We start from the raw sequence: 13,571 nt of genomic DNA on the forward strand, positions 1-13,571 counted from the left end.
TGCCCCCTGCCCGGGGGCTTTTTTTTTGGTTCTGACTCACTTCTGCCCGTAATAAGCATTAGGCCCATGCTTGCGCATGAAGTGTTTGTTCATCAGGTAATCATCAATGCCCTGAAGCTGTGGGTTGATGTCGCAAGCAATCCACGCCATACGAGCCACCTCCTCCATGACTACCGCGTTATGGACAGCGTCATGCGCATCTTTACCCCAGGCGAACGGACCGTGCTGATAGACCACAATGCCCGGCGTGTGCAGCGGTTCGCTCTCACCCAGCGTTTCGATAATGACCTTACCCGTGTTGAGCTCGTACTCGCCTTCCACTTCTGTCTGCGTGAGTGCCCGCGTGCAGGGAATGTCACCAAAGAAGTAGTCCGCATGCGTGGTTCCCAGAGCCGGAATGGCCCGCCCCGCCTGTGCCCAGGCTGTGGCATGCGTAGAGTGCGTATGCACTACGCCGCCAAGAGAAGGGTAACGCCGGTAGAGCGCCAGATGGGTGGCTGTATCTGAAGAAGGGCGCCATTTGCCGTCGACAACGTTACCCTCAAGATCAACCACCACCATATCGTCAGGGCTCATGGCGTCATATGCCACGCCGCTGGGCTTAATCACCACGAGCCCCTGCTCACGGTCGATGGCGCTGACGTTTCCCCAGGTGAAGGTCACCAGTCCATAGCGCGGAAGATCCATATTAGCGTCAAAGACCTGCTGCTTAAGGTTACGCATGTTCAGCCTCCAGTAAGCCGGCCCGTGCCATACGTTCCCGTACCCAGTCGCGAGCGTTAGCCACTTCACCTGCCGGGTCATCTGACGTTTCGCTCCACATCTCAATCAGGTAAGGTCCGCAATACCCCGCCTGTTTGAGCGTCTGGAAGCACCGTTCGAAATCCACCACCCCGGTGCCGAACGGAACGTTTTTGAATACCCCAGGACGCGTATCTTTGACATGAACCGCGACGATATGGCCCATCCCCGCCAGCAGTTCCATTTGTACGTCGTTATCCCACGCCGACAGGTTGCCGATATCAGGATAGAGCTGGAACCACGGATTGTTCAGGTAATGCGCATAGCCCAGCGCCTTGCTGATCGAGTTCATTAACGGATAGTCCATGATCTCCATCGCCAGCGTCACCTGCGCGCGGCTAGCCATCTCAACGCTCTCTTTCAGGCCGTCACGAAAACGACGACGCGTTTCGTCATTGGCTTCCTGATAGTAAACGTCATACCCGGCAAGCTGTATCACGCGAATACCCACATCCTGCGCAAAACGAATGGCTTTACGCATGATCTCCAGCCCCTGCGCGCGCACCGTATCATCTTCACTGCCAAGCGGAAAACGACGGTGGGCACTAAGGCACATGGACGGCACGCGCACGCCCGTTTCGGCGACCGCACTCACCAGCGCCAGACGCTGCTCCTGGCTCCAGTCGAGGCGAGAAAGACGTTCATCGGTCTCATCCACGGACATTTCGACAAAATCGAAGCCCAACTGTTTCGCCAGTTTCAGCCGCTCCAGCCAGCACTCCCCCGCGGGGAGTGCCTTTTCATAAATGCCAAGCGGGACCTGTTTAGACAACATACCCGCTCCTTAGCCCCAAAGCTGAGCGATTGAACGTTTGAACTGACGTGCCGCTTCCACCGGAGACGCGGCATCACGAATGCTGCGACCCGCGATAAAGACGTGAATAGGGATACCTTTAAACAGCGGCAGATCTTCCAGCGCCAGGCCACCGGTAACGGTCACTTTAAAGCCCATGTCAGCAAGACGTTTAATGGCGCTGATATCTGCGTCTCCCCACGCCACGCCGGCGGCCTGCGCATCACGGCTGCGGTGATAAACGACCTGCTGAATGCCAGCATCGCGCCACGCCTGGGCCTGTTCCCAGGTCCAGAAACCGGTCAGTTCAATCTGCACATCGCCGTTGAACTCTTTCGCCACATCCAGCGCACCTTTCGCAGTGTTGATATCTGCACAGCAGATCACGGTGACCCAGTCGGCATTAGCTTCAAAACACATGCGGGAGAGAATTTTGCCTGCATCGGCAATCTTGGCATCGGCCAGCACGATTTTATGCGGGTAGAGCGCTTTCAGATCGCGAACGGCGCGCACGCCTTCACCTACGCACAGAATGGTGCCAACTTCGATAATATCCACCTCTTCCGCAATCAAGCGGGTGGTTTCATACGCATCGGACAGAGTCTGGTTATCCAGCGCGACCTGCAACATTGGTAATGACATTTTCAATTCCTTCTTAAACTGCCGCCGCTGTGGCGTTATCAATTAAATCCAGCACTTCCTGCTCGGTGCAGCAGGCGCGTAAACGATCAAAATTCGCTTCGTCATCAAACAAGTTAACGATCTGCATGATGCCAACCTCCTGATGGGTATTGGCATCGACGGCCGCCATGGTGATCAGGATGTCGACCGGGTCGTTATCTTCATGGTTAAACACCAAAGGCGTTTTCAGCGTTACCAGCGCGAAGCCGGTTTTCTTCACGCCCTCTTCCGGGCGGCCGTGTGGCATCGCCAGTCCTGGCGCAATCACAAAATAAGGACCATGCTGCGCCACACCATCAAGAATGGCCTGGTAATAACGCGGCTCGACAACATCGGCCTTAACCAGCAGATCCACGCTCAGCTTCACCGCGTCCTGCCAGGTGCTGGCCTCGGCCTGTAAAAGGATGGAGTTATTCTCTGCCAGCGAATCACGTAGTTTCATGTGGCGTCCTTACTTCACATCTTGCGGGAAGTGCGCTTTGATCACTTCCAGCAGTTTTGGGCCGAAATCCGCAGGGGAGAGCATATTGCGTACCCCCACGACATACTTGTTGCCAGAAACGCTAATTTCACCGGCGATATGGGTAGACGCGATGATGATATCGGCGCCGTTCAGTTCACTTTTGTATTCACCCACCGCGCAGCTGTTCACCGTGTGGTCAATGTTTGACTGGGTTAAAAACTGGTCCACTTTCATCTTCATGATCATGGAGCTACCTTGCCCATTGCCACACACAGCCAGGATACGTACGGTCATAATCGAAACTCCTTAGTGAGCAGAAACTTCTGCTGTTTGTTTTTCCGCATCTTCTTCAGCTCGCAGAGAACGGCCAGCGAAGAACATATAAGCCAGGGCAATCACGATAATGACGGCCATAAAGGCCAGCCCGACGGACGCAAAGCCCTGCATCATTGGCGGGGCCAGGATTGACCAGTCCGCCATGCCCATCCAGGCGCTCATACCGGTGAGCTTGACCGCCCACACGCAACCGAAGATCTCCACCATGCCCATCACCAGACAGATCTTGAGCGCTGCACGCCAGCCGCCAAAGTGGTTAGCAAAGACGCCAATGGTGGCGTTGGAGAAGAACATCGGGATAAAGCCAGGAATAATCAGAATGGATGAGCCGCAGCCGACCAGAATGCCTACCGCAATCAGTTGGCCGATGGTGCCCCACATAAAGCCCCATACCACCGCGTTTGGCGCAAAGCTGTAGATAGCCGCACAGTCAATGGCCAGTACCGCACCAGGAATCGGGCGTTGAGAGATCCCGTTGAAGGCTTCAGAGAGCTCGGCAACAAACATGCGCACGCCCTGGGTAATGATGAAAATCGCCACCGCGAAGGAGAAACCGGTCTGCAGGATATAGACCGTCCAGTGCGTTTTACCCGCCATCGCCTGTACTACGTCAATCCCGAAGGAGAGCAGAATGGCCCCGAAGAAAATGGTCATTACGATCGCCGTGGAGACGATGTTGTCGTGGAAGATATTCAGCCAGCCCGGCAGCTTGAGGTCTTCAACGCTGTCCTCTTTTTTGCCCAGATATGGCGCAACCTTGTAAGCGATCCACGAGGCGAACTGTTGCTGATGGCCGATGGAGAAACCGCAGCCGTCAGTCACTTCCTGCGTCGGCTTGTACATCATGTTGGAGGTGATACCCCAGTAAAGCGATACCAGCACAGCGGTGCAGATAATCGTGGTCCACATGGGGTAGCCGAAGATATAGAGAGACACCGCAATCAGCCCGGCCTGCTGGAACATAATGTGACCAGTCAGCATGATGGTGCGGATGCCGGTAATGCGGCGCAGCAGAACGTAAATGATGTTCAACGCCAGCGCGAGCAGTACCGCGTAGCCCACCCAACTGTAGGCATCGCCCATGCGGTCAATGGTGGCCATCATCGACGCGTAGGTGTCAGAGATGGCACCGTTGATGCCATACACTTCAGACATTTTGGCAACAACGGGTTTAAAGGTACTGGTCAGAATGCCTGAACCCGCCTGCAACAGCATGAAACCAATGATGGTTTTGATTGTGCCTTTGATGATGACGCTGACGCTTTTGCGCAGAAGGATGTAGCCCAGGCACGTCACGATACCCAGCAAAAGCGGGGCGTTAGTCATTACCTGATTAAAGAACACGGTAAAGACGTTGTAGAGGATCTCCATAACTCTCTCCAGAAATGAGAACACGAGGGGTAATCCCTGTTCGGTTGGTGTCATCACTCTATTAATCACAAATAATCACCACAAGATTGCATTTGATTATTTGTGACGTATCACGCAAATTATTTCCATGCTGTTAGTAATGATTTTCACTACCGATTCTGACGAATAAATTATTTCTTACAATTCATGCAATTAATCATTGATAGCGGATATTCCAACAACGTAAAAATGGATTATCTGTGACATGGAGAAGATAAATTTCCTCAATTTACTCGTTGCAAACCGATTCAAAGAGTGCCAGCATTAATCACAGCAAATCACCAAATGATTACTTTTGATTAAACCAGGAGTCAAAACGATGAGTAAAGTGAACACTATCACCCGTGAATCATGGATTCTGAGCACCTTCCCGGAATGGGGCAGCTGGCTGAATGAAGAGATTGAGCAGGAACAGGTTGCTCCTGGTACGTTTGCAATGTGGTGGCTGGGTTGCACCGGCATCTGGTTGAAATCCGAGGGTGGCGCCAATATTTGCGTTGATTTCTGGTGCGGTACCGGCAAACAGAGCCACGGCAATCCGCTAATGAAAAAAGGTCATCAGATGCAGCGCATGGCAGGTGTAGAAAAATTGCAGCCGAACCTGCGTACCACGCCGTTTGTTCTTGATCCTTTTGCCATTCGCCAGATCGACGCCGTCCTTTCCACCCACGATCATAACGATCACATCGATGTAAACGTGGCGGCAGCGGTGATGCAAAACTGTGCGGACGACGTGCCGTTTATCGGGCCGCAGACCTGCGTGGATCTCTGGATTGGCTGGGGCGTGCCGAAAGAGCGCTGCATCGTCATGAAACCAGGCGACGTGGTAAAAATTAAAGACATTGAAATCCACGCGCTGGACGCCTTTGACCGCACCGCGCTGATCACTCTGCCGGCGGACCAGAAAGCCGCAGGCGTCCTGCCAGACGGCATGGATGAGCGAGCAGTAAACTATCTGTTTAAAACCCCTGGCGGTTCCCTGTACCACAGCGGTGATTCTCACTACTCCAACTACTATGCGAAGCATGGTAACGAGCATCAGATTGACGTGGCGCTGGGCTCCTACGGCGAGAACCCACGCGGCATTACCGACAAAATGACCAGCGCCGATATGCTGCGCATGGCGGAAGCACTGAACACCAAAGTGGTGATTCCTTTCCACCACGATATCTGGTCAAACTTCCAGGCCGATCCGCAGGAAATCCGCGTACTGTAGGAGATGAAAAAAGACCGTCTGAAGTATGGCTTCAAGCCATTTATCTGGCAGGTAGGCGGTAAGTTCACCTGGCCGCTGGACAAAGACAATTTCGAGTATCACTACCCACGCGGTTTCGATGATTGCTTCACCATTGAGCCAGACCTGCCGTTCAAGTCATTCCTCTGATTGTGAAACCCCATCGCCAGACCTTGCGTCTGGCGATTTCATATTTATTTTAGTAATTTCACGCTATTTCAAATATCATCTTTTCAAATCAATTCTTATCGGAATAGCTCATGACGGAAGCGCAACGGCATCAAATATTACTGGAACTCCTGGCGCAAACAGGGTTTATCACCGTCGAGAAAGTGATCGAACGTTTAGGGATTTCCCCCGCGACGGCGCGACGAGACATCAATAAGCTGGATGAGAGCGGTAAGCTGAAAAAAGTCCGTAACGGCGCGGAAGCCATTAGCCAGCAGCGCCCTCGCTGGACGCCGATGAACATCCATCAGGCACAAAACCACGATGAAAAAGTGCGCATTGCCAGAGCCGCATCGCAGCTGGTCAACCCGGGTGAGAGCGTGGTGATCAACTGTGGCTCCACGGCATTTCTGCTGGGCCGCGAGATGTGCGGTAAACCGGTGCAAATCATCACCAACTATCTGCCACTGGCTAACTATCTCATCGATCAGGAACATGAAAGCGTGGTGATCATGGGCGGCCAGTATAATAAGAGCCAGTCCATTACCCTCAGCCCGCAGGACAGTGAAAACAGCCTCTATGCCGGGCACTGGATGTTTACCAGCGGCAAAGGCCTGACAGCGGATGGGCTCTACAAAACCGACATGTTAACTGCGATGGCAGAGCAAAATATGCTTAACGTCGTGGGCAAGCTCGTCGTACTGGTCGACAGCAGCAAAGTCGGCGAGCGTGCAGGGATGTTGTTCAGCCGCGCCGAGCAGATTGACATGGTGATCACCGGCAAACATGCCAATCCAGAGATCCTCCAGAAGCTGGAAGATCAGGGCGTCAAAATTCTGCGCGTTTAAAGATGCTGGCGGAAAAAATCCACCGTCGCGTCCAGCGCCGCTGGCGTGATACGGTGGCGAACCCCCGCTTCCCACAGGCAGGTCAGGTTGCCGTCCAGCCCTTCGCGCTGTAGTGCCTGCTGGAGACGGAAGGTTTCGCCAGGGGGCACCACATCATCCGCGTCACCATGCCACAACAGCAACGGGCGATCGGCCAGACGCGGTAACGCCCGGGTCACTTCCCATTCGGCCAGCAACGCGTCAATCTCCGTCGCGTCTTGCGGTGGAAACAGCGTTTTTGACAATGACGTAAAATAGCCCGAGCCCATCAGGCACGCCACGGAGGTCACCTCAGGGTGACGGGCCATGATCCCGAGCGCCGTCATTCCCCCCATCGATGCGCCGGCCACCGCCAGCCGTTGATCCGCCACCAGCCCCGCCTGGTAAAGCGCATCGCGCAGCCCGGCAAATTCGCTCAGGCTACCGTGTAAAATCTGCCAGAACTGCCCCAGTCGCACCTGTTCATCACCGGTAAAACGTGCACCGTGATCGGGCGCATCCGGCATCACTACCCGAAAACCGGCCTGCGCCAGCGCCACCGCAAAGTAGCTGTAAACCAGCTTTGATGAGGTAAAGCCATGATAAAAAACCACAACAGGCAGCGGTTGCGCATGTTTCCCCGCAGGGAGAGCGTGTAATATTTCATGATTGCCGAGGCGGCGAGTTTCAATTTCAATCATTGTCGACCCTGTGCTGATGAATGATTCATAATGTTGAGAACTGGATTACGCTTTCACGATATTTTCATTCGAAATATACGTACCAGATAACACTTCGGGAACATTCCCCCAAAACTAAATTCGCAGACAACTACACTATGGCTATCAGGAAACGAGATATGGTTATGCGCAGGTTTGCTACTTTATTGTTGCTGGTTCTGCTCAGTGGCTGTAGTGCGCTACAGGGGACACCGCAACCCGCTCCCCCGGTCGCCGATCATCCGCAGGAGATTCGTCGTAATCAGACGGAAGGATTACAACGAATGGGTACCGTCTCCGCGCTGGTTCGCGGATCCCCGGATGACGCAGAGGAGTCAATAAAGGCGCAAGCTGCCGCCGCTAAAGCAGATTATTACGTCATCATTATGATCGATGAAACCATCATTACGGGCCAGTGGTACTCACAGGCTATTTTGTACCGTAAATAACGATCTTCATTTGAACGACATTTACACTGCTTTGCGTCCATAGACATTTTCCTGTCCACAATAAACTCCATGCCCGCGACAATGGAAGTGAGTTTATTTGCGAAGGAGTGCCCGGCGGATACCGGAGAAATGTGAAATGGAGCTGACAATGAAACGAACTCTTGCTTTGACCTCTCTGTTGCTCTCGGCAGGCCTTGTGAGCACGACTGCACAGTCAGCAGAATTCGCCAGTGCTGATTGCGTCACTGGCCTTAATGAAATTGGCCAGATCTCCGTCAATAACATTTCGGGGAGCCCGCAAGATGTTGAACGTGTCGTGGCATTAAAAGCCGATGAACAGGGCGCTTCCTGGTATCGCATTGTACAGATGCAGGAAGATAACCGTAGCGATCATTGGCGCGTACAAGCTATTCTCTATGTCTAATCATCTCCGATAAAAGCCACTTATTTTTAGTGGCTTTTCGTTTTTGCAAATTTTTTATCTCCCTTCAAAGCCATAAAAAACAACTTGATAACATTTTGTTACATTTTTTAAGTAAATGTTAGCTCTGCCCTGCCGTTGAAAAGCCATACCTTTTCAATAATGAGCAATTTATGATCACCTTTTTTCGCCGTGCGGGTCTGGGCGCAAAGCTATCGCTTCTTACCGGTGTGAGTGTCGCCACGCTGTTTTTGCTTTTCACTTTTCTGCTCAGCCATAAAGCCAGCCAGCAGCTTGAAGCCCTTGCGGTAGAAGACCTGCATAACCAGTCCACCGGTATGGTTGATATGGTACAGATGTTTAACACCAGTCTGAGCGAAGAGGTCGAGAGCTATACCCGGCTGTTCACCACCTTTTTACCGCAGCCTTTGAGCGTCGACAGTAGTCAACTCCAGACCATTAACGGGCTTAGCGTGCCCCTTCTGAAAGGGGGAGAAACGGGCCTGCATGAAAACAATGCCCTTTCTGACGATTTCCTCAAGCGTACAGGGGCAATCTCGACCCTGTTTGTGCGTAGCGGTAATGATTTTGTCCGTGTCGCCACCTCCCTGCGCAAAGAGAACGGCGATCGGGCAATGGGTACCGTTCTGGACACTGCCAGCCCGGCCTATGCGGCCGTCACTAAAGGCGAGGTCTATCGCGGTCTGGCGCTGCTGTTCGGCAAGCGCTATATCACCCAGTATCAGCCGTTCAAAAACGCAGACGGCCAGGTCATTGGGATCATTTTTGTTGGTGTGGATATCACCCACTCCTGGAACGTAATGCGCGAAAAAATCCTCAATCGCCGTTTAGGTGACAGTGGACACTTCTTCGTGCTGGATCGCAGCAACGGTAAAACGCGCGGACAGTTCCTGTTCCACACGAGCAGAGAAGGCCAGTTGCCTGAGTGGGACAGCGCCACCCAGCAGCAGTTGCTGAGCAATACCCCGGGTACGCTGGAACGCGTAAGTGAGGACGGTCGTATCGTGAAAATGGCCTACACGCCGCTGCCGGGCTGGAACTGGACCATTGTGGGGGAAGTGGATAAATCGGTCCTGCTCTCAAGCGTCACCACGATGCGGGATCGCTTCCTGCTGGCAGGCGTGGCGCTGTCAGTCCTGTTTGCCGCGCTGTTTGTCATCATCATTCGTCGCATGCTGACGCGCCCGCTGCGTAACGTCATTCACCTTGCCCGACAATATGCGGCAGGCGATCTGCGTGCCAGCCTGGCCGTTACCCGCCAGGATGAGGTTGGCCAGCTTATCGACGCCATCAATGGGATCGGCGGTGGTCTGGAAAAAATTGTCCTGCAGGTACGCGAGGCCGCAGGCGAGATCCATCTGGGGACTAACGCCCTGGCCTCTGATACCGGTGAGATCTCAGAGCAGATCAACAAACAGGCCAGCAGCGTTGAAGAGACCTCTGCGAGTATGGAACAACTCGCCGCAACCGTGCAGCAAAACGCGGCCAATATGGAACAGACGCAGCAGTTGGTGGGGGAAACCTCACGCGCGGTGCATCAGGGGGGCGAGACGGTGACGCACGCAGTCTCCACCATGGATGCTATTCGCGACGCCTCAAAACGCATTGAGGACATCACGCGCGTGATTGAGTCGATTGCTTTCCAGACCAATATTCTGGCGCTTAATGCGGCAGTTGAAGCTGCACGCGCCGGCGAGCACGGAAAAGGGTTTGCTGTAGTCGCGCAGGAAGTGCGCGCCCTGGCGGCACGCAGCGCTAACGCCGTGAAAGAGATTGAGCAGTTAATTGGCGACACGCTGAACAAGGTGAGTGAAGGCCATGCGCTCTCAGAGCAGACGCGTCTGGCGATGGATGCCATCATCGCGCACATCGATAACATCAACCAACTGGTGACCGGGATCAACCATGCATCCCGCGAACAGTCGGCGGGGATCCGTCAGGTGAATCTGGCCATGACCCATATTGGTGAAGCCTCTCACATCAACGCCGATCGCGTCTCGCGCAGCGAGCAAACGGCACAATCGCTGCGCGAGAAAGGGTCGCACCTGACCCAGCTGGTGAGCCTGTTCCAGCTTAAAAACTAGCCCACTCTGCCCGTGGCGCGCAGCAGCAGGTCACTTTGAACCTGCTCTGTCATCAGTGTGCCGCCACGGGTATCCAGCATCATACGGCACCAGGCCTGCGCGACAGGTGGGGATGCGTGCCGCAACATCTGGCTTCCGGCGCCCAGCAGGAATAGCTGATGCGCAATCTCCCGGCCCTGCGCCTCCTGCGGTTTACGCAGCTTTTGCTGCAACTGTCGCCAGCTGCGATCGAAGTGCCTGTCCTGGCCTTTTACCTGCGCAAAATCCTCTGCCAGCAGATCGAACATACCCGGCTGCTTCGCCAGAACGCGCAGAACATCCAGACACATGATGTTCCCTGAGCCTTCCCAGATGCTGTTCACCGGCATCTCGCGATACAGGCGGGGGAGTTCACTCTCCTCGCAGTACCCGATGCCGCCCAACACCTCCATCGCCTCTGCCACAAACGGGATACCCGCTTTGCAGACGCTGTATTTCGCGGCTGGTGTGAAAAGCCGCGCCCAGGCCGCCTCTTGCGGATCGGCGCGTTTATCCCACGCCCGGGCAAGGCGAAACAGCAGTGCCGTTTGCCCCTCCAGCACCAGCGCCATGCGGCTCAGAACGTCGCGCATCAGCGGCTGATCGATGAGGTTTTTCCCGAACGTCTGTCGCTGATGGGCGTGGTACAGCGCCACGGATAATGCCCGACGCATCAACCCATGGCTGCCCAGAGCGCAGTCAAAACGCGTTAACCCGCCCATGCGCAGGATCTGTCGTACCCCTTCCCCCTCTTCCCCTAACAACCAACCGGACGCATCCAGAAACTCCGCTTCACTGCTGGCGTTAGCGCGGTTACCGAGCTTGTCTTTCAGCCGCTCCAGGCGCACGGCGTTGCGCTGCCCGTCAGGCAAAAAGCGAGGAACAAAAAAGCAGGACAACCCGCCTTTCGCCTGCGCCAGTACCAGATGCGCATCGCTTTGTGGCACGGAGAAAAACCACTTATGACCCACCAGCCGGTAGCTGCCGTCGCTGCACTTTTCCGCTTTGGTGGTGTTGCTGAGCACGTCCGAGCCGCCCTGTTTTTCCGTCATCCCCATGCCGATCAGCAGGCCGCGCTTTTGGGCTCCAGGGGCAAGGTGAGGATCATAACGATCGCTCAGTAGCGGCGTGAGCCAGTTCTGGAAAGGTTCAGGCAGCGCCTGTTGCAGCAGCGGCGTGGCGGCAAACGTCATGGTAACGGGACACAGCGTTCCGGCCTCAACCTGAGCATGCAATACGAAGCGCGCGGCGCGAGCGACAAAGGAGCCTTTACGCGCCTCCTCTTCCCACGCCAGGTTATGCACCCGGTTAGCACACAGCCCCTGCATCAGAAGATGCCAGGCGGGGTGAAAACGGACATCATCCAGCCGCTCACCGGTGGGGTCATAGCGGAGTAACTCCGGCGGATTGACGTTCGCCAGCCTGCCAAGCTCCAGTGACTCCGCCGTACCTAACTGCTGGCCGATACTGGCCAGCAGCTCGCTATCCCACTCCGCGCCTTCGCGAGCCACCGCGTCACGCAGGGCACAATCAGAGAGAAAAAGGTTGCTGTTCGAAAGCGGTGCGGGTTGGTTAAAAACGGTATGTGTTTGCCAGTGCATGCTGTCTCCCTCCTTAAGTGGCAATGAAGATAAGTATGGACAGACCGCGTGCACGCTGCATGGGAGTAAGGTCACACGGTAGCGATCCCGCTGATATCATTCGTGAAATAGCTCACAGAACATAAGAATAAACTATTTCATCACTTCACTTTTATTGAATAATTTATTCTTACCCCTTTCAGTGAGGAAAGTTATGCAACCGAATGCGCATAAGCGTGCGTTAATTGCAGGCTCCATTGGTAATTTCATCGAGTGGTATGAGTTTGCGGTCTACGGCTTTCTGGCCACCGTGATTGCGAAAAACTTCTTCCAGCTTGAAGGTGAGTCGGGGCTGACCAGCCTGATCCTCACCTACGCCTCATTTGCCATCGCTTTCTTCTTCCGCCCACTGGGGGCGGTGGTGTTTGGCCGCATCGGCGACCGTATTGGCCGCAAACCGACGCTGATCATTGTGCTGGTGCTGATGACGCTCGCCACCGCCGCCATCGGTGTTGTGCCAGTCTATGCCAGCATCGGTATCGCTGCGCCGCTGATCGTTACGCTGCTGCGCATCCTGCAGGGATTGTTCGCGGGGGGTGAGTACGGTGGTGCCGTTTCCTTGATGACGGAATTTGCACCACGCGGTAAACGTGGTCTGTATGGCGCATGGCAGTCGTTCACGGTGGCGCTGGGGCTGTTAGCGGGCGCGGGTATTGTCGCCTTGCTTTCTGCTTTACTGACACCGGAAGCCCTGCATGACTGGGGCTGGCGCATTCCATTTTTCCTGGCGTTACCCATGGGTGTGGTGGCGCTCTGGTTGCGGGTGAGTATGGAAGAGACGCCGAGCTTCGTGCAGCAGCAGGAAAAACCGCTCATCGCACAGGCCAGTACCGTCGCCACAATTAAAGCGATCGTGATGGGAATTGGCCGGGTGATGGTCTGGTCGGCGGCGGGTTATACCTATCTGGTGATTATGCCGACCTATCTGCAATCGGCACTGCACACAGGATTTAACCAGGCACTGTTAATAGCCGTGATTTCGAATATCGGCTTTGCGCTCACCATTATTCCGTCGGGGATCCTGAGCGACAGGATCGGCCGCCGCACGGTAATGATTATCGCCACCGCGTTACTGCTGATCCTCGCCCTGCCGCTGCTGAAAATTCTGCAGGCGGAGTCGAGTACCCTGGCGGTGAAAGCGATCGTGGTGTTGATTGCGGGCGGTCTGGTGGGCATGCTCGCAGGTCCAGGACCGGCAATGCTCTCAGAGATGTTCCCGACGCGCGTGCGCTATACGGGACTTGGGCTGGCGTATTCCTTGTCGAATGCCATTTTCTCGGGGTGTGCGGGGCTGATCATTACCGGGCTGATTAAAGAGACGGGAAACCTCGATATTCCGGCATATTACGTCATGGCGACTGCGGTGGTGAGTATTGTGGCGCTGATGACGCTCAGGAAGGATGACCATTTGCGGGCGCTGGAGGAGTGAGGTTGTCACCGTCTGGTGCCCTCACCCCGGCCCTCTCC

13 protein-coding genes and 1 pseudogene are annotated in these 13,571 nt (G+C 54.9%); 6 read left to right on the forward strand and 8 right to left on the reverse strand.

From position 1 onward, the window contains the following. Positions 1–36: 36 nt before the first annotated feature. Genes ACTJJI_RS11815 through ulaA form a run of 6 tightly spaced genes read right to left on the reverse strand, consistent with a single transcriptional unit; the run spans position 37 to position 4,445 of the window. Positions 37–723, reverse strand: a complete 687-nt coding sequence (locus tag ACTJJI_RS11815; protein WP_047360703.1) for an L-ribulose-5-phosphate 4-epimerase — start codon at positions 721–723, stop codon at positions 37–39. Continuing rightward, positions 716–1,576 (reverse strand): L-ribulose-5-phosphate 3-epimerase, encoded by an 861-nt coding sequence (locus tag ACTJJI_RS11820; protein ID WP_046887399.1) that lies wholly within the window; start codon positions 1,574–1,576, stop codon positions 716–718. The genes ACTJJI_RS11815 and ACTJJI_RS11820 overlap by 8 nt, the downstream gene beginning before the upstream one ends. Positions 1,577–1,585: 9 nt before the next feature. Further along, on the reverse strand, positions 1,586–2,236 hold the full coding sequence (gene ulaD, locus ACTJJI_RS11825; RefSeq protein ID WP_013095305.1) for a 3-keto-L-gulonate-6-phosphate decarboxylase UlaD: 651 nt from the start codon (positions 2,234–2,236) through the stop codon (positions 1,586–1,588). A gap of 13 nt (positions 2,237–2,249) precedes the next feature. Then, a complete protein-coding gene (gene ulaC / locus ACTJJI_RS11830) occupies positions 2,250–2,717 on the reverse strand; it encodes a PTS ascorbate transporter subunit IIA (protein ID WP_440654169.1) in 468 nt (155 codons plus the stop codon). Positions 2,718–2,726: 9 nt separating this feature from the next. Further along, a complete protein-coding gene (ulaB, locus tag ACTJJI_RS11835; RefSeq protein ID WP_004109091.1) occupies positions 2,727–3,032 on the reverse strand; it encodes a PTS ascorbate transporter subunit IIB in 306 nt (101 codons plus the stop codon). A 12-nt stretch (positions 3,033–3,044) separates the two neighbouring features. After that, positions 3,045–4,445, reverse strand: a complete 1,401-nt coding sequence (ulaA, locus tag ACTJJI_RS11840) for a PTS ascorbate transporter subunit IIC (protein ID WP_440654171.1) — start codon at positions 4,443–4,445, stop codon at positions 3,045–3,047. A 358-nt stretch (positions 4,446–4,803) separates the two neighbouring features. Here ulaA and ulaG point away from each other — a divergent pair. Both ulaG and ulaR read left to right on the forward strand, forming a co-directional pair. Further along, positions 4,804–5,868, forward strand: a pseudogene (gene ulaG, locus ACTJJI_RS11845) (L-ascorbate 6-phosphate lactonase). 110 nt (positions 5,869–5,978) lie between these two features. Continuing rightward, a complete protein-coding gene (ulaR, locus tag ACTJJI_RS11850) occupies positions 5,979–6,734 on the forward strand; it encodes an HTH-type transcriptional regulator UlaR (protein ID WP_013095301.1) in 756 nt (251 codons plus the stop codon). On the opposite strand, the gene yjfP is transcribed toward ulaR, so the two are convergent. After that, positions 6,731–7,453, reverse strand: a complete 723-nt coding sequence (yjfP, locus tag ACTJJI_RS11855) for an esterase (protein WP_046887402.1) — start codon at positions 7,451–7,453, stop codon at positions 6,731–6,733. The genes ulaR and yjfP overlap by 4 nt on opposite strands. A 137-nt stretch (positions 7,454–7,590) precedes the next feature. On the opposite strand from yjfP, the gene bsmA reads away from it, so the two are divergent. The 3 genes from bsmA to ACTJJI_RS11870 all read left to right on the forward strand — a co-directional run bounded on the left by bsmA (position 7,591) and on the right by ACTJJI_RS11870 (position 10,446). Further along, positions 7,591–7,920, forward strand: coding sequence for a biofilm peroxide resistance protein BsmA (bsmA, locus tag ACTJJI_RS11860; protein ID WP_071830088.1), 330 nt, complete (start codon positions 7,591–7,593; stop codon positions 7,918–7,920). Positions 7,921–8,056: 136 nt separating this feature from the next. Beyond that, the gene (yjfN, locus tag ACTJJI_RS11865; RefSeq protein ID WP_043951556.1) at positions 8,057–8,344 is read left to right on the forward strand and encodes a DUF1471 family protease activator YjfN; all 288 of its coding nucleotides are present in this window, start codon (positions 8,057–8,059) and stop codon (positions 8,342–8,344) included. 170 nt (positions 8,345–8,514) lie between these two features. Beyond that, complete coding sequence (locus ACTJJI_RS11870) at positions 8,515–10,446, forward strand: methyl-accepting chemotaxis protein (protein ID WP_348567186.1); 1,932 nt, start codon at positions 8,515–8,517, stop codon at positions 10,444–10,446. On the opposite strand, the gene ACTJJI_RS11875 is transcribed toward ACTJJI_RS11870, so the two are convergent. After that, positions 10,443–12,065 carry an isovaleryl-CoA dehydrogenase gene (locus tag ACTJJI_RS11875; RefSeq protein WP_050859654.1) on the reverse strand — a complete coding sequence of 541 codons (1,623 nt, stop codon included), beginning with the start codon at positions 12,063–12,065 and terminating at the stop codon, positions 10,443–10,445. The two genes, ACTJJI_RS11870 and ACTJJI_RS11875, sit on opposite strands and share 4 nt — an antisense overlap. Before the next feature lie 193 nt (positions 12,066–12,258). Between ACTJJI_RS11875 and ACTJJI_RS11880 the strand changes: the two genes are divergently transcribed. After that, positions 12,259–13,533 (forward strand): MFS transporter, encoded by a 1,275-nt coding sequence (locus ACTJJI_RS11880; protein WP_440654176.1) that lies wholly within the window; start codon positions 12,259–12,261, stop codon positions 13,531–13,533. Positions 13,534–13,571: the final 38 nt, after the last annotated feature.

The organism is Enterobacter sp. 22466 (assembly GCF_052044775.1).
Lineage (GTDB): Bacteria > Pseudomonadota > Gammaproteobacteria > Enterobacterales > Enterobacteriaceae > Enterobacter > Enterobacter dissolvens.

What these genes read in the sequence shown, in the direction of transcription:
- yjfN (WP_043951556.1), top strand. Translation starts at nt 8,057, where the DNA reads ATGGAGCTGACAATGAAACGAACTCTTGCTTTGACCTCTCTGTTGCTC.
- ACTJJI_RS11820 (WP_046887399.1), bottom strand. Translation starts at nt 1,576, where the DNA reads ATGTTGTCTAAACAGGTCCCGCTTGGCATTTATGAAAAGGCACTCCCC.
- ACTJJI_RS11880 (WP_440654176.1), top strand. Translation starts at nt 12,259, where the DNA reads ATGCAACCGAATGCGCATAAGCGTGCGTTAATTGCAGGCTCCATTGGT.
- ACTJJI_RS11815 (WP_047360703.1), bottom strand. Translation starts at nt 723, where the DNA reads ATGCGTAACCTTAAGCAGCAGGTCTTTGACGCTAATATGGATCTTCCG.
- bsmA (WP_071830088.1), top strand. Translation starts at nt 7,591, where the DNA reads ATGGCTATCAGGAAACGAGATATGGTTATGCGCAGGTTTGCTACTTTA.
- ulaR (WP_013095301.1), top strand. Translation starts at nt 5,979, where the DNA reads ATGACGGAAGCGCAACGGCATCAAATATTACTGGAACTCCTGGCGCAA.
- yjfP (WP_046887402.1), bottom strand. Translation starts at nt 7,453, where the DNA reads ATGATTGAAATTGAAACTCGCCGCCTCGGCAATCATGAAATATTACAC.
- ACTJJI_RS11875 (WP_050859654.1), bottom strand. Translation starts at nt 12,065, where the DNA reads ATGCACTGGCAAACACATACCGTTTTTAACCAACCCGCACCGCTTTCG.
- ulaC (WP_440654169.1), bottom strand. Translation starts at nt 2,717, where the DNA reads ATGAAACTACGTGATTCGCTGGCAGAGAATAACTCCATCCTTTTACAG.
- ulaB (WP_004109091.1), bottom strand. Translation starts at nt 3,032, where the DNA reads ATGACCGTACGTATCCTGGCTGTGTGTGGCAATGGGCAAGGTAGCTCC.
- ulaD (WP_013095305.1), bottom strand. Translation starts at nt 2,236, where the DNA reads ATGTCATTACCAATGTTGCAGGTCGCGCTGGATAACCAGACTCTGTCC.
- ulaA (WP_440654171.1), bottom strand. Translation starts at nt 4,445, where the DNA reads ATGGAGATCCTCTACAACGTCTTTACCGTGTTCTTTAATCAGGTAATG.
- ACTJJI_RS11870 (WP_348567186.1), top strand. Translation starts at nt 8,515, where the DNA reads ATGATCACCTTTTTTCGCCGTGCGGGTCTGGGCGCAAAGCTATCGCTT.